Origin of the sequence: Saccharothrix sp. BKS2 (assembly GCF_047689505.1) — a bacterium.
Lineage (GTDB): Bacteria > Actinomycetota > Actinomycetes > Mycobacteriales > Pseudonocardiaceae > Actinosynnema > Actinosynnema lopnurensis.
On the sequence record NZ_JAUQOL010000012.1, the window covers coordinates 66,740 to 88,148 of the forward strand.

22 protein-coding genes are annotated in these 21,409 nt (G+C 73.7%); 12 read left to right on the plus strand and 10 right to left on the minus strand.

Annotated features, from left to right (window positions below; all coding sequences use genetic code 11):
- Nucleotides 1–64: 64 nt before the first annotated feature.
- A complete protein-coding gene (locus tag Q5530_RS25025; RefSeq protein ID WP_415365191.1) occupies nucleotides 65–1,564 on the minus strand; it encodes a glutamate-cysteine ligase family protein in 1,500 nt (499 codons plus the stop codon).
- Nucleotides 1,565–1,771: 207 nt separating this feature from the next.
- Here Q5530_RS25025 and Q5530_RS25030 point away from each other — a divergent pair, with 207 nt between their 5' ends.
- Nucleotides 1,772–2,560, plus strand: coding sequence for a TrmH family RNA methyltransferase (locus Q5530_RS25030; RefSeq protein ID WP_415365192.1), 789 nt, complete (start codon nucleotides 1,772–1,774; stop codon nucleotides 2,558–2,560).
- 37 nt (nucleotides 2,561–2,597) lie between these two features.
- Complete coding sequence (locus Q5530_RS25035; RefSeq protein ID WP_415365193.1) at nucleotides 2,598–3,302, plus strand: DUF2537 domain-containing protein; 705 nt, start codon at nucleotides 2,598–2,600, stop codon at nucleotides 3,300–3,302.
- 52 nt (nucleotides 3,303–3,354) lie between these two features.
- Here the strand turns inward: Q5530_RS25035 and Q5530_RS25040 are convergent, their stop codons facing one another.
- Together Q5530_RS25040 and Q5530_RS25045 are read right to left on the minus strand one after the other, a co-directional pair.
- Nucleotides 3,355–5,274 carry an ABC transporter ATP-binding protein gene (locus Q5530_RS25040; protein WP_415365194.1) on the minus strand — a complete coding sequence of 640 codons (1,920 nt, stop codon included), beginning with the start codon at nucleotides 5,272–5,274 and terminating at the stop codon, nucleotides 3,355–3,357.
- Nucleotides 5,271–7,034 (minus strand): ABC transporter ATP-binding protein, encoded by a 1,764-nt coding sequence (locus Q5530_RS25045; RefSeq protein ID WP_415365195.1) that lies wholly within the window; start codon nucleotides 7,032–7,034, stop codon nucleotides 5,271–5,273. The genes Q5530_RS25040 and Q5530_RS25045 overlap by 4 nt, the downstream gene beginning before the upstream one ends.
- Before the next feature lie 66 nt (nucleotides 7,035–7,100).
- Here Q5530_RS25045 and Q5530_RS25050 point away from each other — a divergent pair, with 66 nt between their 5' ends.
- On the plus strand, nucleotides 7,101–7,364 hold the full coding sequence (locus Q5530_RS25050; RefSeq protein WP_415365196.1) for a hypothetical protein: 264 nt from the start codon (nucleotides 7,101–7,103) through the stop codon (nucleotides 7,362–7,364).
- 7 nt (nucleotides 7,365–7,371) lie between these two features.
- Here Q5530_RS25050 and Q5530_RS25055 read toward each other — a convergent pair whose 3' ends face one another.
- The 6 genes from Q5530_RS25055 to Q5530_RS25080 all read right to left on the minus strand — a co-directional run bounded on the left by Q5530_RS25055 (nucleotide 7,372) and on the right by Q5530_RS25080 (nucleotide 12,212).
- On the minus strand, nucleotides 7,372–7,803 hold the full coding sequence (locus Q5530_RS25055) for a hypothetical protein (RefSeq protein WP_415365197.1): 432 nt from the start codon (nucleotides 7,801–7,803) through the stop codon (nucleotides 7,372–7,374).
- Nucleotides 7,796–8,170, minus strand: a complete 375-nt coding sequence (locus Q5530_RS25060; protein ID WP_380640291.1) for a hypothetical protein — start codon at nucleotides 8,168–8,170, stop codon at nucleotides 7,796–7,798. The genes Q5530_RS25055 and Q5530_RS25060 overlap by 8 nt, the downstream gene beginning before the upstream one ends.
- Before the next feature lie 42 nt (nucleotides 8,171–8,212).
- Complete coding sequence (locus Q5530_RS25065; protein WP_415365198.1) at nucleotides 8,213–8,545, minus strand: hypothetical protein; 333 nt, start codon at nucleotides 8,543–8,545, stop codon at nucleotides 8,213–8,215.
- Between the two features lie 98 nt (nucleotides 8,546–8,643).
- Nucleotides 8,644–9,552, minus strand: coding sequence for a septation protein SepH (gene sepH, locus Q5530_RS25070; RefSeq protein WP_415365199.1), 909 nt, complete (start codon nucleotides 9,550–9,552; stop codon nucleotides 8,644–8,646).
- A gap of 220 nt (nucleotides 9,553–9,772) precedes the next feature.
- Nucleotides 9,773–10,906, minus strand: coding sequence for a phosphoserine transaminase (gene serC, locus Q5530_RS25075; RefSeq protein WP_415365200.1), 1,134 nt, complete (start codon nucleotides 10,904–10,906; stop codon nucleotides 9,773–9,775).
- 193 nt (nucleotides 10,907–11,099) lie between these two features.
- On the minus strand, nucleotides 11,100–12,212 hold the full coding sequence (locus Q5530_RS25080) for a citrate synthase 2 (protein ID WP_380640300.1): 1,113 nt from the start codon (nucleotides 12,210–12,212) through the stop codon (nucleotides 11,100–11,102).
- A gap of 212 nt (nucleotides 12,213–12,424) precedes the next feature.
- Between Q5530_RS25080 and Q5530_RS25085 the strand changes: the two genes are divergently transcribed.
- Genes Q5530_RS25085 through ureG form a run of 5 tightly spaced genes read left to right on the plus strand, consistent with a single transcriptional unit; the run spans nucleotide 12,425 to nucleotide 16,140 of the window.
- Nucleotides 12,425–12,727, plus strand: a complete 303-nt coding sequence (locus tag Q5530_RS25085) for an urease subunit gamma (RefSeq protein WP_380640302.1) — start codon at nucleotides 12,425–12,427, stop codon at nucleotides 12,725–12,727.
- A 12-nt stretch (nucleotides 12,728–12,739) separates the two neighbouring features.
- Nucleotides 12,740–13,051 carry an urease subunit beta gene (locus Q5530_RS25090; protein ID WP_380640304.1) on the plus strand — a complete coding sequence of 104 codons (312 nt, stop codon included), beginning with the start codon at nucleotides 12,740–12,742 and terminating at the stop codon, nucleotides 13,049–13,051.
- The gene (locus Q5530_RS25095; RefSeq protein WP_415365201.1) at nucleotides 13,048–14,775 is read left to right on the plus strand and encodes an urease subunit alpha; all 1,728 of its coding nucleotides are present in this window, start codon (nucleotides 13,048–13,050) and stop codon (nucleotides 14,773–14,775) included. The genes Q5530_RS25090 and Q5530_RS25095 overlap by 4 nt, the downstream gene beginning before the upstream one ends.
- Nucleotides 14,775–15,440 (plus strand): urease accessory protein UreF, encoded by a 666-nt coding sequence (locus Q5530_RS25100; protein ID WP_415365202.1) that lies wholly within the window; start codon nucleotides 14,775–14,777, stop codon nucleotides 15,438–15,440. The genes Q5530_RS25095 and Q5530_RS25100 overlap by 1 nt, the downstream gene beginning before the upstream one ends.
- A 4-nt stretch (nucleotides 15,441–15,444) precedes the next feature.
- Nucleotides 15,445–16,140, plus strand: a complete 696-nt coding sequence (ureG, locus tag Q5530_RS25105; protein WP_415365444.1) for an urease accessory protein UreG — start codon at nucleotides 15,445–15,447, stop codon at nucleotides 16,138–16,140.
- On the opposite strand, the gene Q5530_RS25110 is transcribed toward ureG, so the two are convergent.
- Nucleotides 16,110–16,661 carry a DUF4232 domain-containing protein gene (locus Q5530_RS25110; protein ID WP_415365203.1) on the minus strand — a complete coding sequence of 184 codons (552 nt, stop codon included), beginning with the start codon at nucleotides 16,659–16,661 and terminating at the stop codon, nucleotides 16,110–16,112. The two genes, ureG and Q5530_RS25110, sit on opposite strands and share 31 nt — an antisense overlap.
- Before the next feature lie 149 nt (nucleotides 16,662–16,810).
- Between Q5530_RS25110 and Q5530_RS25115 the strand changes: the two genes are divergently transcribed.
- The 4 genes from Q5530_RS25115 (at nucleotide 16,811) to Q5530_RS25130 (ending at nucleotide 21,385) form a co-directional block, all read left to right on the plus strand.
- Nucleotides 16,811–17,626, plus strand: coding sequence for an urease accessory protein UreD (locus Q5530_RS25115; protein WP_415365204.1), 816 nt, complete (start codon nucleotides 16,811–16,813; stop codon nucleotides 17,624–17,626).
- Between the two features lie 25 nt (nucleotides 17,627–17,651).
- Nucleotides 17,652–18,308, plus strand: coding sequence for a pyridoxamine 5'-phosphate oxidase (pdxH, locus tag Q5530_RS25120; RefSeq protein ID WP_415365205.1), 657 nt, complete (start codon nucleotides 17,652–17,654; stop codon nucleotides 18,306–18,308).
- Nucleotides 18,309–18,588: 280 nt separating this feature from the next.
- Nucleotides 18,589–19,869: an MFS transporter gene (locus Q5530_RS25125; RefSeq protein WP_415365206.1), complete on the plus strand. Its 1,281-nt coding sequence runs from the start codon at nucleotides 18,589–18,591 to the stop codon at nucleotides 19,867–19,869.
- A 133-nt stretch (nucleotides 19,870–20,002) separates the two neighbouring features.
- Nucleotides 20,003–21,385: an APC family permease gene (locus Q5530_RS25130; RefSeq protein ID WP_415365207.1), complete on the plus strand. Its 1,383-nt coding sequence runs from the start codon at nucleotides 20,003–20,005 to the stop codon at nucleotides 21,383–21,385.
- The last annotated feature ends 24 nt before the right edge of the window (nucleotides 21,386–21,409 follow it).

Consider the following 21,409-nt stretch of genomic DNA (forward strand, 5'->3'; position numbering starts at 1 on the left):
GACGGTCGCGTGAGGTGAGGCGGGGGTGGGTGCTCCCGGCTCGAGGGGAGCTCCCACCCGTGGCTCACGGCGAGACCGGCCACGTGTGCACCGGCTCGCCCTCGTGCATCAGCTCCACGTACCGCGTGAGCATCGCCGACAGCGCCTCCTCCCGCTCCACGCCCTTCTCCTCCATCATCGTCACGGTCTCGCGCTGCCACTGGGACCCCGTGCGCCGCGCCAGGCACCGCGCCTCGATCACCCCCAGGTACCGCTCCCGCGCCTCGTCGGACACGCCGCAGTCCCGCAGGCCCTCGTGCGCCAGCGGCAGCAACCGCCGCAGCACCAGCTCGTCCGGCGGCACCCAGCCGATCCCGGGCCAGTACAGCTGCGCGTTCATCCCGTGCCGCGACCCCGAGTACAGGTTCTCCTCGGCCGCGTGGAAGGACATCTGGCTCCACAGTGGACGTTCCGAGGTGGTCAGGGCGCGCTGGGCCCCGTAGAAGAACGCGGCGTTGGCCATGGTGTCCAGCACGGTCGGCCCGGCGGGCAGCACCCGGTTCTCCACGCGCAGGTGCGGCACGCCGTCCACCACGTCGTACACCGGCCGGTTCCAGCGCCACACCGTCCCGTTGTGCAGGCGCAGCTCGGTCAGCGACGGGGTGCCGCCCGCGCCGAGCACGTCCAGCGGGTCCTCGTCGCCGGTCTCGGGCAGCAGCGCCGGGAAGTAGCGCACGTTCTCCTCGAACAGGTCGAAGATCGACGTGATCCACCGCTCCCCGAACCACACGCGCGGCCGCACGCCCTGGTTCTTCAGCTCCTGCGTCCGGGTGTCGGTCGCCTGGAGGAACAGCGGGATCCGGGTCTCGTGCCACAGCGCCCGCCCGAGCAGGAACGGCGAGTTCGCCGCGATCGCCACCTGCACCCCGGCCAGCGCCTGGGCCGCGTTCCAGTGGGCCGCGAAGTCGTCCGGCGCGACCTGGAGGTGCAGCTGCACCGACGTGCAGGCCGCCTCCGGCATGATCGACTCCGAGTAGCTGGACAGCCGCTCGCCGGGACGGCCGGGCAGCGGCGCGCCCTCCATGGACAGCGCCACCTCCTCGCCGCGCTCGGCCAGGATCCGGTCGTTGAGCACGGCGTAGCGCGGCTGCGTCGACAGCCACCGCCGGTCGAAGTGCTCGTGCCGCAGCGTGGGCAGCACCCCGATCATCACGATCGAGGTGCCCGCGTCGTGCGCCTTGTCGTCGGCCGACGCGAGGGTGGAGACGAGTTCGCGCTCCAGGTCGAGCGTCTCGTCCCCGGCCAGTTCGCGCGGCGGGACGTTGACCTCCAGGTTGTGCTGCCCGAGCTCCAGGGTGAACGACGGGTCGTCGATCTTCTCCAGCACCTCGGAGTTGGCCATCGCGGGCCGGCCCGCCCGGTCGACCAGGTTCAGCTCGATCTCCAGCCCCATCTGCTGGCGCGGGAAGGAGAAGCTGCCCTCCGCCAGCATGGTGCCCAGCGCGTCCATGCACCGCTGCATGCGTTCCCGGTAGCGTTGGCGGTCTTCCCTGGTGAAAGTCCGGGTGGACACATCCCTACCCATGCCGCCTCCCAATCGGTTCGGGCTGCTCCGGCGGGCTCAGCGGAGGTCAACCGTGGCACAGCGTGACCGGGCCGGCCAGCGTCCAAATCGGTGCTCTCTGTCACCTGACGGTAACAATGAGCGAGAACTGCCTGGTGGTGGGCTTGAGCCGATAACCCCCGGTTCTGCGAGCGGTGTTCACGTACCGGGAGGTGGGACACTGCCCGGGTGATCGAGATCGACGACCCGGCCGACCCGCGCCTGGACGACTTCCGGGACCTGTCGACGGCCGACCGCCGTCCCGACCGCCCCGGCGGGCGCGGCCTGGTGATCGCGGAGGGCGTGGTCGTCGTCGAGCGCCTCCTGGCCTCGCCCTACCCGGTGCGGGCGCTGCTGGGCGTGCGCCGCCGCGTCGAGGCGCTCGGCGACGGCGGCCGCGACCTCCCGGCGCCCGCCTACGTCACCTCCGCCGAGGTCATGGCCGAGGTGGTGGGCTTCCACCTGAACCGGGGCGTGCTCGCCGCCGCCGACCGGGCGCCGCAGGCCGACCTCGCGGACCTGGTCGCGTCCTCGCGCCGGCTGGCCGTGCTGGAGGGCGTCGGCGACCACGAGAACCTGGGTTCGCTGTTCCGCAACGCCGCCGCCCTCGGCATCGACGGCGTCGTGCTCGGCCCGGGGTGCAGCGACCCGCTCTACCGGCGCAGCGTGCGCGTCTCGATGGGGCACGTGCTGCGCGTGCCGTTCGCCTCGATGCCCGACCTGCCCGCCGGGTTGGAGCTGTTGCGCGCCAACGGCTTCACCACCGCCGCCCTGACGCCGCGCGCCGACGCGGTCGGCCTGGCCGACGCCGGGTTGCGCGGGCGGCGGGTCGCGGTGCTGCTCGGGTCCGAGGGGCCGGGCCTGACCGACCTGGCCATCGGGGCCGCCGACCTGGCCGTGCGCATCCCCATGGCGGGGGGCGTCGACTCGCTGAACGTGGCCACCGCCGCCGCGATCGCCTTCTACGCGATCGCCTGAACGCGCTACGTTCTTCCCGGACACGAGGAGGGCGCAGGTGGAACTGCGGGTTCAGGACGGCCGGGCCGTGCTCGCGGGCCGCGACGGGGTCGGCGACGGCAGCGGCGGCGACAGCGGCAACGGCGAAGGCGGCAACGGCGGCGAGCGGGAGGTCGACCCGCACAGCCTGCCGCTGGGCGCGGGCCTGGCGGACGCGCTGCACGAGTGGGCGAAGGTGGCCGACGCGGTGATCCGCAGCGATACGCCCTCCGACGGCGCGGCGAGCGCGCTGGTGACCCGGCGCGGGCGGCAGCTGGCCGGTCGGCTGGCCGCCGACATGGGCACGCCCGTCCGGTACGCCGACCCGGTGACCGGCGAGCTGGTCACCGTGGAGGCGCCCGAGGACCTCGACGACCCCGACGGCTCCACCGACCCCGACCGCCTCGACGGCCTCGACGACGAGCTGCCCGGGGACCCGGCCGAGGACCCCGCACCGCGGGAGCCGACGCCCTGGGGCACGGGCCTGGCCGTCACCGTGATCGTCGGCGCGGTGGTCACGTTCACCGTCTACATGCTGTCGGTGGGGCTGGGCGAGACCAGCCAGTGGCTCGCGGTGCTGGCGAACGTGCTGGTGGTCGGCGGCATCTCGCCCTCCGTGTGGCTGGCCCGCAACACCCCGGTGTGGCGGTGGGTCGCCTACGGCGTGGTCGCGGGCATCGGCGTGGCCTGGCTGTCGCTGCTGCTGAACAACCTGCTCGGCTAGCCCCGGGCGCGGGTCCGGTCGGCCGACCTCCGCCGGCCGACCGGACCCGACCTCACACCAGCGAGTCCTTCCAGGCCGCGTGCAGCGCCGCGAACCGGCCGCGCTCCCCGATCAGCTCCTCCGGCGTCCCGTCCTCCACCACGAGCCCGCCGTCGAGCACCAGCACCCGGTCGGCGATCAGCACGGTCGACAGCCGGTGGGCGATGATGAACGCCGTCCGCTCCGCCAGCACCGTCTCCAGCGCGTCCTGCACCAGCCGCTCGGTGGGCACGTCCAGGCTCGACGTCGCCTCGTCCAGCACCAGCACCGCCGGGTCGGCCAGGAACGCCCGCGCGAACGCCACCACCTGCCGCTGCCCCGCGGACAGCCGCCCGCCGCGCTTGCGGACGTCCGTGTCGTAGCCCTCGGGCAGGGACCGGATGAACTCGTCGGCGCCCACCGCCCGCGCCGCCGCCTCGACCTCCTCGCGCGTCGCGGACGGCCTGCCCAGCGCGATGTTGTCCAGCACCGACCCGTCGAACAGGAAGTTCTCCTGGGTCACCATGACCACCGCCCGCCGCAGCTCGGCGTCCGCCACCGACCGCAGGTCCACGCCGTCGAGCAGCACCGCGCCGGCGGCCGGGTCGTAGAACCGGGCGACCAGCTTCGCCAGCGTCGACTTGCCCGCCCCGGTCGCCCCCACCAGCGCCACCGTCTGCCCGGCGGGCACGGTCAGGGCGAACCTCGGCAGCACCACCGGCGACCCCGGCGCGTACCGGAACTCGACGTCCTCGAACCGCACCGCGCCGCGCACCTCGCCCAGCGGCGTCGGGTCCTCGGGCTCCCGCACGGCCGGCTCCTCCTCCAGCAGCCCCGAGATCTTCTCCAGGGCCGCGGTCGCCGACGCGTAGGCGTTGGTGAACATCGCCAGCTGGTCGAACGGGTCGTAGAAGCGCCGCACGTACAGCGTGAACGCGGCCAGCACGCCCAGCTCCAGCTGACCGCCCGCGACCCGGAACGCGCCCCACGCCAGGATCACCGCCAGCGACAGGTTGCCGATCACCCGCACGGACGCGGTGTAGGTCGCCATCACGCCCAGGGCGTCGGTGTTGGCGTCCCGGAACCGGCCGTTCAGCCCGGTCAGGATGGCGAAGTTGCGCCGCTCCCGCCGGAACGCCTGCACCGCGCGGATGCCGTTCATGGTCTCCACGAACTGCACGATGATCCGTGCGATCGCCCCGCGCGTGTCCCGGTACGCGGTGCCCGACCGCCGCCGGAACCAGCGGGTCAGCAGCACCAGCGGCACGAACCCGGACAGCACCACCAGCGCCAGCGGCGCGTCCAGCCAGAGCAGCACCACCGAGATGCCCAGCAGCGACAGCAGCGAGGTGAAGAACCCGTCCAGGCCCTCCTCCAGCAGGTCCTGGAGCGAGTCGACGTCGCTGGTCGCCCGCGAGATGACCTTGCCCGAGGTGTACTTCTCGTGGAACGAGATCGACAGCCGCTGCGCCTGCCGGAAGATGCGCTCCCGCAGCACCAGCAGCACGTCCTGGCCGATGCGCCCGGTCAGCCGCACGAACGACCAGCGCAGCAGGGTCGCGGCGAGCGCCACCCCCGCGTACCCGCCGACGCACCACGCCAGCGCGTCCGGCCGCCCGTCCAGCGCCGCGGGCACCCCGGTGTCGATCGCGGCGGCGATCAGCAGCGGCCCGGCCAGGTTGACCAGGTTCTCCGCCACCACGATCAGCAGCGCCAGCGCCGCGGCCCCGGTGTGGGGCCGCAGCAGCTCCGCCAGCAGCCGCCGCGACCGGGCCTGGAGCTTCACGCCCGTGGCGCGGTCGACCTCCTCGACGTCCTCGGCGGCGACACCCCGCCAGGACTCCTCACCGGGCGCCACCTCCCCGGACACCACATCCCCGGGTGTCACCTCACCGGGCTTCACCTTCCCGGGCGTCGTCCCGTCCGGCGCCGGGTCCTCCCTCGTGGCGGTCACGCCGCCACCCCCTCGTCCTCCAGGGTCGCCAGCAGGTGCCGGTAGACCTCGTTGTCGGCCAGCAGCTGGGTGTGCGTGCCGACCGCCGCGATCCGGCCGTCGACCAGCACCGCCACCCGGTCGGCCAGCTGCACCGTGCTCGGCCGGTGCGCCACCACCAGCGCCGTCACGTCCTTGAGCACCCGCCGCAGCGCCGCCTCCACCTCGGCCTCGGTGTGCACGTCCAGCGCAGACAGCGGGTCGTCCAGCACCAGCACCGCGGGCCGGCCGACGACGGCGCGCGCCAGCGCCAGCCGCTGCCGCTGGCCGCCGGACAGCGACAGGCCCTGCTCGCCGATCCGGGTGTCCAGGCCCCACGGCAGCGCGTCCACGAACTCCTCCGCCCGCGCCACCCGCAGCGCCTCGCGCACCCGCGCCTCGTCCACCCCGTCCACGCCCAGCGCGATGTTCTCGGCCACGCTCGCGGAGAACAGGATCGGCTCCTCGAACGCGGTGCCCACGACCTCCCGCAGCCGCGCCAGCTCCAGGTCCCGCACGTCCACCCCGTCCACGGTGACCCGCCCGGCCGTGACGTCGGCCAGCCTCGGCACCAGCGCGGTGACCGTGGTCTTGCCCGAGCCGGTCGCGCCGACCAGCGCCATCGTCTCGCCCGGCCGCACCTCCAGGTCCACGCCGCGCAGCACCTCGCGGTCGGCGCCGGGGTGGGCGAAGCGCACGCCCTCGAACCGGAGGTGCCCGCGCACCGGGGCGGGCAGCGGCACCGGCCGGGCCGGGTCCGTGATCTCCACGGGCGCGTCGACCACCTCGAAGTACCGCTCCAGCGCCGACGCGGTCGAGTTCGTCTCCGCCAGCAGCCACCCGATCGAGTCAACCGGCCAGCGCAGGTAGGCGCTCACCGTGACGGCCGCGACGAGCGTGCCCACGGTCAGCGTCCCGTCCGCGATGCCGACCGCGCCGAACGCCAGCTGCCCGGCGATGCCCAGCTCGGGCAGCACGATCAGCACCGCCCACAGCGCCGCGAACACCTTCACCTTGGCGATCTCGCTGGCCCGCAGCTCCCGGGCCTGCCGCAGGAACCGCCCGGTCAGGTGCGGGCCCCGGCCGAACGCCTTGAGCACCCGGATGCCCAGCACCGACTCCTCGACCACGGTGGTCAGGTCGCCGGCCTGGTCCTGCGCCCGCCGCGCCACCACCTTGAACTTCGACTCGAACAGGTAGGACAGGGCCAGCAGCGGCAGCGTGCAGGCCAGTCCGACCGCGCCCAGCGCCGGGGACAGCCAGAACAGCACGCCCAGCCCCGTCACCACGACCAGGGTGTTGACCACCAGGAACACCAGCGCGAACCCCACGAACCGGCGGACCTGGGTCAGGTCGGTCGTGGCGCGCGACAGCAGCTGCCCCGACTGCCACCGGTCGTGGAAGGACACCTGGAGGTCCTGGAGGTGGTGGTAGAGCAGGGCGCGCATCCGCGCCTCGACCTCCGACGCGGGCCGGGCGATCAGCCTGCGGCGCGCGTAGAACAGCGCCGCCTCGGCGCAGCCCAGCAGCACGATCAGGCCGATGAGCGGCGGCAACGCGGTCAGGTCGCGGCCGGCGATCGGGCCGTCCACGATCCTCTGGGTGATCAGCGGGATGCCCAGGCCGCACAGCATCGCCAGCAGCGTGGCCACCATGCTCAGCGCGATCGGCGCGCGCACGGGCTTCAGGTACGGCCACAGGCGGCGCACGGTGGCCGCCGTGGAAGTACGTTCTCGAGACACGAGTCCCCCTCCGGTCCACCCCGACGGTACGAAGGGGACCGCTGCTCGGCATCCTGTTTTCCCGTCGTGAAGACTGCGGGCTCGACCCAGGTGGAGGTCAAGGTGGACGTGAGGTTCATGCGCGCGGAGCCGACCATGGCGTTCCCGCGCGGCAGGCTGCTGGCCGTGCGCGGCGGCCGGCTGCACGTGCTGGCGCACGACGGCTGGGACGTGGTGGGCGGGGCCCGGCCGGAGGGGGCGCGCCCGGTGAGCCGCGCCGAGGCCGAGGAGTGGTGCCGGTACGAGGGCGCGGACCCGGCGCTGCTCGACACCGTGCCCACCCCCGGCTGACCGCCCGCTACCCGCGGCGGCGCCGCATGGCGGGCACGGTCAGCAGGCCCGCCAGGCCGTAGCTGAGGCCGGCGAGCAGGATCAGCACGGTCCAGCGGTCGCCCACGCCGGTCAGCCGCCCGGGGAGCCCCACCAGGTGCGCGAGCGCCAGCAGCACCGGCCCGGTCAGCACGACCGGCCACACCGGCCGCACCCCGAGCAGCCACAGCACCGGCCCGGCCAGCAGCCCGCTGACCACCAGCGCGACCGGCAACCCGATCACCACCAGCATGACGAACTCGCCGAACGTGGTCTCGTTCACCACCCGGTCGAGCATCCCGGCCTGGTGCGCCCGCACCCACACCAGCAGCAGCACCGCCCCCACGGCCGCCGACAGCAGGACGCGCACGAGCACCTTGACCGCGAAACCGCCCGCGGTGGGGCGCGGGGTGTCAGTCACGGCCGGCAGTGTGCCCCACCGGGTGGCGGGCTGTCACGGGCGCGGCCAGCGCGAACCCGAGGGCGCCGGCCAGCAGCCCGCCCGCCGGCACCTGCACCCACACCGTGGTCAGCGTCAGCACCGCGGTGAACGCCACGCCGCACGCGGCGAACCCCAGCGGCCGCTCCCGCCGGGTCGCGACGAACAGCAGCCACGCCCCCAGCACCCCGAGCACCAGGCCGACCGGGATCGAGACCAGCCCCAGGCCCAGGCAGTCCCAGTCCTCCGTCGAGCACACCACGCCCGCCGCGATGAACTCGCGCAGACCCCACCAGGCCGCGCCCACCAAGACCCCGACTAGCACGCCGATGATCAGCCGTCGCACCATGACCACCGGTTACCCGATCGGTCACGCTCCGCAAACGCCGGTTCACGACACGAACGCGGCGCCGATCAGGAACGCCAGCGCGCCCACCGCCACCGGCGCCACCCCCGTCGCGCCGGTCAGGGTCAGCAGCACCGCCACCCCGACCCCGGCGGCGGAGGTCGCGGCCGGTCGCGCCACCCGGGCCGACCGCAGCCCGGCCCAGCCCAGCACCCAGCTCGCCACCGGCACCAGGGGCGTGGCCAGCGCCAGGGTGACGCCGCACCCGATCTCCCCGCCGCACTCCACGGGCGCCCGGTGCAGGAACCACCACCAGCCCGTGCCGAGCACCGCGCCGACCACCGCCGCCCACCCGTACCGCCACGCCACCCGCCTCATACCGGTGAAGCATGGGCCGGGCACCGGCGCGCGGTCATGAGCAGAACTACGCGAAGAAGGGCCCCCACCCGGCGGTGGGGGCCCTTCTTCGGCGACGATCAGCCCCGGTTGGACCGGACGCCCAGCAGGACGTCCTCCCAGGACGGCACGATCGGGTGGTTCTTCTTGCCGCGCTTCGGCGGCTCCATGCGGGGCTGCTTGGTCGCGGGCTGCTGCTGCGGCGGCACCGGGGCCGGCAGCGGCTCCTCGTCCACCGGGGCGGCCGGCACGGGCTCGGGCTCCGGCTGCTCGACGACCGGCGGCGGGACGGGCAGGGGCTCCTCGCGGACCAGGATCTCCGGCTCCAGGACGACCACCGGCGGCTTGTCCATCTCCAGCGCCGCCCGCGCCAGCTGCGTCACCGGCCGCAGGCTGCGCAGCCCCCGGTTCGGGTTCGGGTCCATCAGGTCCACGGCCGCGTCGTCCAGCGCGGTCACGGTGCCGCCCCGCACGCCCGGGTGGAACGCCCAGTGCGCCCGGTTGTCCGACCGGCCCGCGGTCCAGTGCAGCTGCACGACCCACCGGCCGTCCTCGCCGCGCCAGGAGTCCCACCTCACGTCGGTGTAGTCCTGCCCGCGCAGGCCGAACGAGTGCGCCACGACCTCGCCGAGCGTCTGCACGTCCGGGCCGTCCTCGCGCACCGGGTGGGCCCGCTGCGCCAGGTCCGCCGTGCGCGAGCGCTCCAGCAGCACCGGGTAGGCGAACCGCTCGACGCGGTGCTTGGGGATGCCGGCCGCGACCGCGACCTGCTCCACGGACTCGCCGGCGCGGATGCGGGCCTGGATCTCCCGGGGCCGCATCTGGCTGTCGGACTCGACCTCGATCTGGCCGAGCCGGGTGAGGTCGCCGCGCGCCGCCGCCCGCAGCCGCTCGTCCGCGGGCAGCACGAAGCGCTCGCCGCGATCCGGGTCCTCCAAGAGGACGGTCTTGCCGTCGTCTTCGAGCCCGATGACCCGCAACGCTCGCATCATGGCCTCCCGGTTGGCTCACCTCGCCGAGTACGCAACGCTAATGCGGCGTGCCGCCTTGACGGGGGAGGCTCGCCGTGTCACCGATATCTTCGTGTGATCTTGCCGTATGTCGCGGGTGTCCGCACGTCCGTTACCCGAAGGTTCACCCCCGGACGTGCGGAAGGGGCCTCCCGGGCGCGCCGGGAGGCCCCTCGTGGTACCGCGTCGCGGGCGGGGGTCAGAGCTGCGAGACCACCCAGTCGACGGCCTTGGTCAGGGTGGTGACGTCCTCGGGCTCGACGGCCGGGAACATCGCCACGCGCAGCTGGTTGCGGCCCAGCTTGCGGTAGGGCTCCACGTCGACCACGCCGTTCGCGCGCAGCACCTTGGCCACCACCGAGGCGTCCACCGAGTCGTCGAAGTCGACGGTGCCCACGACCTGCGAGCGGTGCGCCGGGTCCGCCACGTACGGCGTGGTGAAGGAGGTCGACTCGGCCCAGGAGTACAGCCGCGACGACGAGTCGGCGGTCCGGCCGACCGCCCAGTCCAGGCCGCCGTTGCCCAGGATCCACTCGACCTGGTGGTTCAGCAGGAACAGGGTGGCCAGCGACGGGGTGTTGTAGGTCTGGTCCTTGGTGGAGTTGTCCAGCGCCGTGGTCAGCGACAGGAACTCCGGCACCCACCGGCCGGACGCGCCGATCTCGGCGACCCGCTCCAGGGCCGCGGGCGACATCAGGGCGATCCACAGGCCGCCGTCGGAGGCGAAGCACTTCTGCGGCGCGAAGTAGTAGACGTCGAACTCCGACGCCGCGACCGGCAGGCCGCCCGCGCCCGAGGTGGCGTCGATCGCGACCAGCGCGCCGTCGGAGCCGGCGGGGCGGGCCACGGGCACCGCGACGCCGGTCGAGGTCTCGTTGTGGGCCCAGCCGACCAGGTCGGCGCCCTCGGCGTAGGCGATCTCCGGGGCGGAGCCCGGGTCGGCCTTGACCACGATCGAGTCCCCCAGGAACGGGGCGTCCGAGGTGACCTTGGCGAACTTCGACGAGAACTCGCCGTAGGTGAAGTGCTGGGCGCGCTCGCGCACCAGGCCGAACGCGGCGGCGTCCCAGAAGGCGGTGGTGCCGCCGTTGCCCAGGACGACCTCGTAGCCCTCGGGCAGCGAGAACAGCTCGCGCAGGCCGGAGCGCACCTTGCCGACCAGGGACTTCACCGGCTTCTGGCGGTGGGAGGTGCCCATCAGCGCGGCGCCCTCGGCCGCGAGGGCCTCCAGCGCCTCGGGACGGACCTTGGAGGGCCCGCACCCGAACCGGCCGTCGGACGGCCGCAGTTCGGGGGGCAGGACCAACGTGGTCGGGTCGGCGGTCTGGGTCATCGCGGAGCCTCCGGTAGCGGGGAGGGGGTCGGCCGACCGGCGCCGTTGCCGGGGGTCCAAGTGTTGCAGGGCGGTGACCGGGAGGTGGCAACCGGGTGTCGTGGGTCACCCGGTCCTCCCAGTCGGTGGACACCCCCGGCACGCGCGGTGACCGGTGGCGGCGCCTCGACCGCGCCACCACCGGCCCCCGGGACTACGCGATCCGGTCCCAGCCCTCGACCTCGGAGGGCGTGCGCGGGCCGGGGCCCACGTAGGCCGCGGACGGCCGCACGAGCCGGCCGGTGCGCTTCTGCTCCAGGATGTGCGCCGACCAGCCGGCCGTGCGCGCGCAGGTGAACATCGCGGGCATCATGTGCGGCGGCACCTGCGCGAAGTCCAGGATCACCGCGGCCCAGAACTCCACGTTCGTCTCGATCGCCCGGTCCGGCCGCCGCTCGCGCAGCTCCGCCAGCGCGGCCTGCTCCAGCGCCTCCGCCACCTCGTAGCGGGCCGCGCCCAGTTCCCGGCAGGTGCGCCGCAGCACGCGCGCCCGCGGGTCCTCCGCCCGGTACACCCGGTGGCCGAAGCCCATCAGCCGCTCGCCCCGGTCGAGGACGCCCTTGACGAAGCCCCTCGCGTCGCCGGTCCGCTCGACCTCCTCGATCATCGGCAGCACGCGCGCGGGCGCGCCGCCGTGCAGCGGGCCGGACATGGCGCCGATCGCGCCGGACATGGCCGCCGCGACGTCCGCGCCCGTGGACGCGATGACCCGCGCGGTGAACGTGGAGGCGTTGAGCCCGTGCTCGGCGGCCGACACCCAGTAGGCGTCCAGGGCCCTCACGTGCGCCGGGTCCGGCTCGCCCCGCCAGCGGGTGAGGAACCGCTCGGTGATGGTGCGGCACTCGTCGATGCGGGCCTGCGGCACGGCGGGCCGGCCGATGCCGCGCGCGGACTGCGCCGCGTAGGACAGGGCCATCACCGAGGCCCGCGCCAGCTGCTCCCGGGCGCGCTCGTCGTCGATGTCCAGCAGCGGCTGGTAGCCCCAGATGGGGGCGACCATCGCCAGCGCCGCCTGCACGTCCACCCGCACGTCGCCGGTGTGCACCGGGATGGGGAACGGCTCGGCGGGCGGCAGGCCGGGGCCGAAGCGGCCGTCCACCAGCAGCGCCCACACGTTGCCGAAGGTGACCTTGCCCGCCAGGTCCTCGACGTCCACGCCCCGGTAGCGCAGCGCGCCGCCGTCGCGGTCCGGCTCCGCGATCTCGGTGCGGAAGGCGACCACGCCCTCGAGTCCTGGTTTGACGCCGTCGTCCTCGCTGTGCACCACGCTGTGCGCTCCTCTTCCGACGAAGGTCCCAGGGGTTGGTCCAGGGGTTGACAGCACCTTCCTCCGCGGCGCACGCGCCGGCAATCACGGGCGTGCGTGGCGTCGGTCACGATCAAGGAACCGATTCAGAACGGAAGCGGAGTGCAAGCGGATCGTTAAGCCCTTGTTTCCGGCCGGGGGTACCGGCGTTTCGCCGTGGTAGACCACCGACCATGCACCTGACGCCGCACGAGCGCGACAAGCTGCTGGTCCACGTCGCGGCCGACGTCGCGCGCAAGCGGCTGGAGCGCGGTGTCGTCCTGAACTACCCCGAGGCCGTCGCGCTCATCACCGACCACGTGCTGGAGGGCGCGCGGGACGGCCGCTCGGTCAGCGACCTGATGGACAGCGGCCGGCACGTCCTCGCGCGCGGCCAGGTGCTGCCGGGCGTGCCCGAGATGATCGAGTCCGTGCAGGTGGAGGCCACCTTCCCGGACGGCACCAAGCTCGTGACCGTGCACCACCCGATCGCGTGAGGAGGAACCGACGTGGTCCCTGGTGAGGTGATCCCCGGGAACGAGCCGGTGGAGCTGAACCCCGGCCGGCCGCGCACGACGCTGGTCGTGGTCAACGCCGCCGACCGCCCGGTGCAGGTCGGGTCGCACTACCACTTCGCGGCGGCCAACCCGGGCCTGGAGTTCGACCGGGAGGCCGCGTGGGGCAAGCGGCTGGACGTCCCCGCGGGCACGGCCGTGCGGTTCGAGCCGGGCGTGGAGCGCGAGGTCGTGCTGGTGCCGATCGCCGGGGCGCGGCGGGTGCCGGGCCTGCGGCCCGAGTGGGCCGGGGAGCTGGACCGGTGACCGGGCCGGGGGCGCACCGGATCGACCGCGAGCGCTACGCGGAACTGCTCGGCCCCACCGTCGGCGACCGCGTCCGGCTGGCCGACACGGAGCTGTTCATCGAGGTCACCGAGGACCGCAGCCGGGGCGCGGGCGCCGGCGACGAGGTCGTCTTCGGCGGCGGCAAGGTGATCCGCGAGTCCATGGGCCAGGGCGTGGCCACCCGCGCCGAGGGCGCGCCCGACCTGGTGATCACCGGCGCGGTCGTGCTGGACCACTGGGGCGTGGTCAAGGCGGACGTGGGCGTGCGCGACGGGCGCGTGGTCGGCATCGGCAAGGCCGGCAACCCCGACACCATGGACGGCGTCGACCCGGCCCTGGTCATCGGACCCGGCACCGAGGTGCTGGCGGGCAACGGCAAGATCCTCACCGCGGGCGGCATCGACTGCCACGTGCACTTCGTCTGCCCGCAGATCGTCGAGACCGCCGTCGCCTCCGGCCTGACCACCCTCGTCGGCGGCGGCACCGGCCCGGCCGAGGGCACCAAGGCCACCACGGTCACGCCCGGCGCGTGGAACCTCGGCCGGATGCTCGCCTCCCTGGACCACCTGCCGGTCAACGTGCTGCTGCTGGGCAAGGGCAACACGGTCCGCGAGGAGGCCCTGCGCGAGCAGCTGGCCGGCGGCGCGGGCGGGTTCAAGCTGCACGAGGACTGGGGCACCACGCCCGCCGCGATCGACGCGTGCCTGCGCGTGGCCGACGAGTCCGGCGTGCAGGTGGCCATCCACACCGACACGCTCAACGAGGCCGGGTTCGTCGAGTCCACCCTGGCCGCCATCGCGGGTCGCTCGATCAACGCCTACCACTCGGAGGGCGCGGGCGGCGGGCACGCGCCGGACATCATCCGCGTGGTGTCCGAGCCCAACGTGCTGCCGTCCTCGACCAACCCGACCCGCCCGCACACCGTCAACACCATCGAGGAACACCTGGACATGCTGGTGGTGTGCCACCACCTCAACCCCTCGGTGCCCGAGGACCTGGCGTTCGCGGAGAGCCGCATCCGGCCGACCACGATCGCCGCCGAGGACGTGCTGCACGACCTGGGCGCGATCTCCATGATCAGCTCCGACTCGCAGGCCATGGGCCGGGTGGGCGAGGTGATCATCCGGACGTGGCAGACCGCGCACGTGATGAAGCTGCGGCGCGGCGGGTCGGGCGGCGGCGAGCCGGCCGACAACCTGCGCGCCCGCCGCTACGTCGCCAAGTACACGATCAACCCGGCCATCGCGCACGGCATCGACCACGAGGTGGGCTCGGTGGAGGTCGGCAAGCTGGCCGACCTGGTGCTGTGGGAGCCGAAGTTCTTCGGCGTGCGGCCGTCGGTGGTGCTCAAGGGCGGGTTCGTCGCGCACGCGGCGATGGGCGACGCCAACGCGTCCATCCCGACCCCGCAGCCCGTGCTGTCGCGGCCCATGTTCGGCGCGTACTCGGCGGCGCGCGGCAGCGTCCACTTCGTGTCGCGGCAGGCCGTGGACGCGGACCTGGCGGACCTGCTGCGCCTCGCGCGGCCGCTGGTGCCGGTCCGGGACACGCGCGGGGTGACCAAGGCCGACATGGTGCTCAACGACGCGCTGCCGGACGTGCGGGTCGACCCGGACAGCTTCGCGGTGCGCGTCGACGGCGAGCTGATCGAGCCCGCGCCGGTGGCCGAGCTGCCGATGGCCCAGCGCTACTTCCTGTTCTGATGAACCTCGTGGCGCTGATGCTCGCGGACTCCCGCTTCCCCGGCGGTGGCCACGCGCACTCCGGCGGGCTGGAGGAGGCGGTGGCGCGGCGGCTGGTCACCGACGAGGGCACGCTGGCCCCGTTCCTGCTCGGCCGGCTGCGCACGGCCGGCGCGCTGGGCGCGGTGTTCGCCGCCGCCGCGACCCGGGCGGCGGACGCGCCCGGCCGCTACGCCGAACTGGACGCCGAGCTCGACGCCCGCACCCCCTCGCCCGCCCAGCGCGCCGCCTCGCGGGCGCAGGGGCGCGGCGCCGCCCGCGCCGCCCGCCGGGCCTGGCCCTCGCCCGCCCTGGCCGGGCTGCTGCGGGCCACGCCCCGGCCGCACCACCCGATCGTCGTCGGCGTGCTCGTCGGCGACCCGTTCGAGGCCGCGCAGACCGTCGCCTACCACGCGGTGACCGGGCCGGCGACCGGCGCGGTCCGGCTGCTCGGGCTGGACCCGTTCGGCGTCAACGCGGTGCTGGCCCGGCTGGCGGACGAGATCGACGCGGTGGCCCGCGCCGCCGCCGACCACGCCGGCACCGCGCCCGTCGACCTGCCCGCGCCCGCCTCGCCCGGCCTCGACCTGCTGGCCGAGGCCCACGACCGCCACCACAGGGAAGAGGTGCGTCTCTTTGTCAGCTGACCACGTGCACCCGGTCAACTTCGACCCGACCGACGCCGGGCACGACCCCCACGGGCACCACCACGACCCCGACACCCACGACCACGGCCGGGCGGTGCGCCTCGGCATCGGCGGCCCGGTCGGCAGCGGCAAGACCGCCCTGACCGCCGCCCTGTGCCGGGCCCTGGGCGGCGAGCTGGAGCTGGCCGTGGTGACCAACGACATCTACACCACCGAGGACGCCGACTTCCTGCGCCGGGCGGGCGTGCTCGACCCCGGGCGGATCGAGGCGGTGCAGACCGGCGCGTGCCCGCACACCGCCATCCGCGACGACATCACCGCCAACCTCGACGCGGTCGAGCTGCTGGAGCACCGCTTCCCGGACCTGGAGCTGATCATCATCGAGAGCGGCGGCGACAACCTCACCGCGGTGTTCAGCCGCGGCCTGGTCGACCGCCAGGTCTTCGTCGTGGACGTGGCCGGCGGCGACAAGGTGCCCCGCAAGGGCGGCCCCGGCGTCACCACCGCCGACCTGCTGGTGATCAACAAGACCGACCTGGCCCCGCTGGTGGGCGCCGACCTCGAGGTCATGGCGGCCGACGCCCACCGGGTGCGGGGCGGGCTACCCGTGGTCAGCCAGTCGCTGGTCGAGACCCCGCAGGCCCCGGCGGTGGCCGACTGGGTGCGCGCTCAGCTCCGCACGCTCGCGACGGTCAGGTGAGCGCCGAATTCACCGACGTCCCCCGCGCAGCCGTAGGCGTCCACGAGCGGCAGGTGCAGCGGCGCGGTCTCGTCCGGCGGGTAGACGCGGATGCCCCACACGGGTGTCTTGAGGCAGTCGGCCGGGTCGAAGTTGTCGACCGCGGCGAACCCGACGTCCGAGGTGGCCGCCGCGCCGTGCGGCAGGGTGAGCAGCGGTCCCCGCTCGCCGACCCGCACGGCCGCCGCGCCGACCTGGTTCCCCGCCGCGTCCACGTAGGACACGCCGGGGAACCCGCGCAGCACGCACGCGACCGGGCCCCGGTTGGTCAGCACGACCTCGCGGTAGGTGGTGCCCGCCGTCCCGCTGACGCGGCCGAACCGGACGTCCAGGTCGGCCGAGCGGCAGGTGGTGGTCTCGGCTCGCTGTTGGGTGACCCGCTGTCCGGTGACCTGCTGTCCGGTGCCCGGTGTTGCGACGGCGGTTCCCCCGGTGCTCAGCAGCGCGGCGCCGGCCGCGACCGCTGCGACAAATTTCCTCATCACGATCTCCCCCGAGATTCGCGGGTGGAATTCCCACCCGATGGAGAGACGTGTCGGGCGTCACAGGGGTTGCACCGGTGAGGGCGCGGGCCCGCCTGGTCGTGGCGCGTGACCCGGACGGGCGAACGTCGGTGCGCGAGCTGAGGTCCATGGCCCCGCTCCGGCTGGTGCCGCACCGCGGGCGCGCCGAGACCGCGCTGGTCCACCTGGTCAGCTCGGTCACCGCGCCGCTGGGCGGCGACGACCTCGAACTGGACGTCCGGGTCGGGCCGGGGGCGGCGCTGGTGTTGCGGGGAGTAGCCGCCACGCTCGCCCTCCCGGGTCACCGCGACACCGGCAGTCGGTCACTCGTCCGGGTGGAATTGGGCGAGGGCGCGTCGCTGGAACACCTGCCCGAGCCCACCGTCGTCACGGCACGGGCGCGGCACGAGGCGGTGTTCCGCGCGGACTTGACGGAAGGCGCTCGACTTCGCACCAGGGAAATCCTCGTGCTGGGCCGGCACGGCGAGTCCTCCGGGTTGCTCGACACCACGCTGGACGTCCGGAGAAACGGGACCGTAATAAAACAGACATCTCGCCTCGGCGTGCCCGCGGTGGACCGCGGCGCGGCGGGGGTGGCGGGTCACCGGGTGCTGGGCTCCGAACTGCTGTGCTGGGGCGAGGACCTGCGGGAAGTGGTCTGCGGGGACTGGTGGTCGCTGGTGCCGCTGGCCCGGGGCGGCAGCCTCGCCACGGCCCTCGGCAACGACGCCGTAACCGTGGAACGCGCTTTGGACCGGGCACTCGCCGAACACCCGGGATCGCATGATCGTCTGACTCGATCCCGAACTCGATTCCGAGTCGGGCATCACACCGAAAGTGACGGATCGGGTGGTGGTCATCACCGTGCGGGCGGTTCCGCGACAAGCCGGGAACCCGTACCGTCGCGGGATCGCCAAGTGCCACAAGTGCCTGGCGGGCGCTAGTTACACCACGCTCCGGGAGGTCGGGATGTCGAAGACCACGAACATCGCGTTGCCGTCGATGCGCGTGTCTTACGAGCACGGTTCGCTCACCGAGAGCGACCTCGCCGGCAGCTGGCACGAGCAGCTCCAGCTGTGGCTCGACCAGGCGACCGGCGCGGGTCTGCCCGAGCCCAACGCGTTCGTGCTCGCCACCGCCGACCCGGAGGGCAGGCCGTCGTCCCGCACGGTGCTGGCCAAGGGCCTCGACGCGCGCGGTCTGGTGTTCTTCACCAACTACACCTCCACCAAGAGCCACGACCTGATGGCCACCCGCTACGCCTCCGCCACGTTCCCGTGGTTCGCCATGCAGCGGCAGGCGCACGTGCGGGGCACCGTGGAGAAGGTCGGCGCGGAGGAGACGGCCCGCTACTGGGCCGGCCGCCCGCGCGGCTCCCAGCTCGGCGCGTGGGCCTCGCCGCAGTCCCGGGTGGTCAGCGGCCGCACGACGCTGGAGAGCGCGCTGCACAAGGTCGAGCGGCAGTTCGCCGACGCGGACCGGGTGCCGGTGCCCCCGCACTGGGGCGGCTGGCGCATCCGGCCCGAGGAGGTCGAGTTCTGGCAGGGCCGCCGGGACCGCATGCACGACCGCCTGCGCTTCCGCCTCGGCCGCGACGGCTGGGAGCTCCAGCGCATCGCGCCCTGAGCGTCGTTCCCCGGGCGCCGTTCCCTGAGCGTCGTCCCTAGGGCGTCGTCCCCTGAGCGTCGTCCCCTGAGCGTCACCGACCCCTGAGCACCGCACCCGCGAGGCGGGTGTGCCACGAGCCCCGCCGATCCCGACCGGCGGGGCTCGTGGCGTGCCGGGGGCGGGTCCCGCGACGTTCGCTCGACGTCCGCCCGACGTCCGGCCGCGCGCCGTCGGGGGTCGGGCCCGGGGTGTGCGACGTCTCGGTGGAGAACTTGTTAGTTATCGTAGGCTAACGACCGTGCGGAAAGTCCTGGGGCGCATCGCCATCGACACGCGCCCGCTGAAGGTGGTGGCCTTCCGGCGCCTGTGGCTCACGACCGTGGTGACCGCGGTCGGCAGCCAGCTCACCGCGGTGGCCGTGCCCAAGCAGGTCTACGACCTGACCGGGTCGTCGGGCTGGGTCGGCGTGTCGGCGGGCGTGGCGCTGGTGCCGCTGCTGGTGTTCGGCCTCTACGGCGGCGCGATCGCCGACGTGGTGGACCGCCGCAAGCTGCTGGTCGTCACCAACACCGGCATCGCGCTGACCTCGGTGCTGCTGTGGCTCCAGGCGGCGTTCGCGGTCGACTCGGTGTGGCTGGTCATCGCGCTGCTCGGGTTGCAGCAGGTCTTCTTCGCCGCCAACGCGCCCGCCCGCACCGCGTCCGTGGCCCGGCTGGTGCCCGCCGAGCAGCTCCCGGCGGCCACCGCGCTGTCCTCGACGGTGATGATGTTCGGCGGCGTGTTCGGGCCCATGCTGGCCGGCGCGTTCATGCCGGTGGTGGGGCTGTCGACGCTGTACCTCGTGGACGCGGTGGCGCTGACCGCGACCATCTGGGCGGTGTGGAAGCTGCCGCCGCTGCCGCCGCTCGACGGCACCACGCGGCGGGCCGGCCTGCGCGACGTGGTCGACGGGTTCCGCTACCTGGCCGTGCAGAAGATCCTGCTGGCCAGCTTCCTGCTCGACATCATCGCCATGGTCTTCGGGATGCCCCGGGCGCTGTTCCCGGAGATGGCCGAGCACACCTTCGGCGACCCGCCCGGCGGCGGCCTGGCCCTGGGCTGGCTGTTCGCCGCGATCCCGCTGGGCGCGATGCTGTGCGGGCTGACGTCCGGCTGGACCTCGCGCGTGCACCGGCACGGCGTGGGCGTGGTGGTCGCGATCGTGGTGTGGGGCGTGGCGATGGTCGGCTTCGGCCTGTCGAACGCGCTGTGGCCGGCCGTGGTGTTCCTGGCCATCGGCGGCGCGGCCGACATGATCAGCATGGTGTTCCGCAGCTCCATCCTCCAGGCGGCGGCCACCGACGAGATGCGCGGCCGGATGCAGGGCGTGTTCATCGTCGTGGTCGCCGGCGGGCCGCGCGTGGCCGACCTGCTGCACGGGACGACCGGCGCGCTGATCGGGCCCGGCCTGGCCAGCGCGCTGGGCGGGGTGCTGGTGGTGGTCGGCACGGGCCTCGCGGTGGTGGCCATCCCGGCGATCGGGCGCTACCGGTTCGTCGCGAAGCCCCTGGGGACCGCCCCGGAACCGGGGAAGCACTGAGATTTCGGCTCAGGGGCCGGCTCCGGGGTCGGATCGGACCTCCGCAGCCGGTCGACCGGCCGAACATCAAGAGTTGCCCAAGATTGGCCTTTCAGCTGTGCGGCCACCCTGTGATCCGGCACACTCACCCGGCATGGCGGAAGCGACGAGCGCCCCGGCGCAACCGGAACTGAAGCGGGCCATCGGCCCCAAGCTCCTGCTGTTCTTCGTGATCGGTGACATCCTCGGCACCGGCATCTACGCCCTCACGGGCAACGTCGCGGGCAAGATCGGCGGCGCGCTGTGGCTGCCGTTCCTGATCGCGTTCGCGGTCGCCTTCCTCACCGCGTTCAGCTACCTCGAACTGGTCGGCAAGTACCCGAGGGCGGCGGGCGCGGCGCTGTACACCAACCGCGCGTTCAAGATCCAGTTCCTCACGTTCATGGTGGCGTTCGCGGTGATGAGCTCCGGCATCACCTCCGCCTCCTCCGCCGCGCTCGCGTTCGGGCGCACCTACCTCCAGTCGGTCATCCGCGAGTTCTTCTCCGACACGTTCGCGGTGTCGGCGACGCTGGTCGCGATCCTGTTCATCCTCGGCCTGGCCGCGATCAACTTCCGGGGCGTCTCGGAGTCGGTCAAGGCCAACGTGGTGCTGACCTGCATCGAGCTGTCCGGCCTGGTCATCATCATCGCGATCGGCCTGTTCGCGGTGCTCTCCGGCGACGGCGACGCGAGCCGCCTCACCCAGGTCGACCCGGCGCCCGGCCAGAGCGCGCTGGTCGCGGTCACGTCGGCGACCGCGCTGGCGTTCTTCGCGATGGTCGGCTTCGAGGACTCGGTGAACATGGCCGAGGAGTGCCGCGACCCGGTGCGGATCTTCCCGCGCGCGATGCTGTGGGGCATGGTCGTGGCGGCCGTGATCTACGTGCTGGTGGCCATCACCTCGTCGCTGCTCATCCCGTCCGACGAGCTGGCCAAGGCCGGGTCCTCCGCCCTGCTGCGGGTGGTGGAGGTCGGCGCGCCCGGCTTCCCGCTGTGGCTGTTCTCGCTGATCGGCCTGTTCGCCGTGATCAACTCGGCGCTGATCAACATGCTGATGGCGAGCCGCCTGGTCTACGGCATGGCGAACGAGCGGATCATCCCGAAGTCCTTCGGCGCCGTGCACCCGCGCCGCCGCACGCCGTGGATCTCGATCATCTTCACCAGCGGCATCGCGATCATCCTGGTGTCCACCACCGACATCGCCAAGCTCGGCGGCACGACCTCGCTGCTGCTGCTGATCGTGTTCACCATCGTCAACGTCGCGGTGCTGGTGCTGCGCAAGGAGAAGGCCGACCACAAGCACTTCCGCGCGCCGACGTGGGCGCCGGTGCTGGGCGCGGTGACCTGCGCGTACCTGGCCAGCCCGCTGTCGGGCCGGCCGTGGGACGACTACCGGATCGCGCTGTACCTGCTGGCCGCGGGCGTCGTGCTGTGGGCCGTCAACCGCGTGGTGCACGGCAGGACCGAGGTCGACGCGGAGAAGCTGGCCAAGTGACCCGGCCCCGGGCCGGGGGCCGTC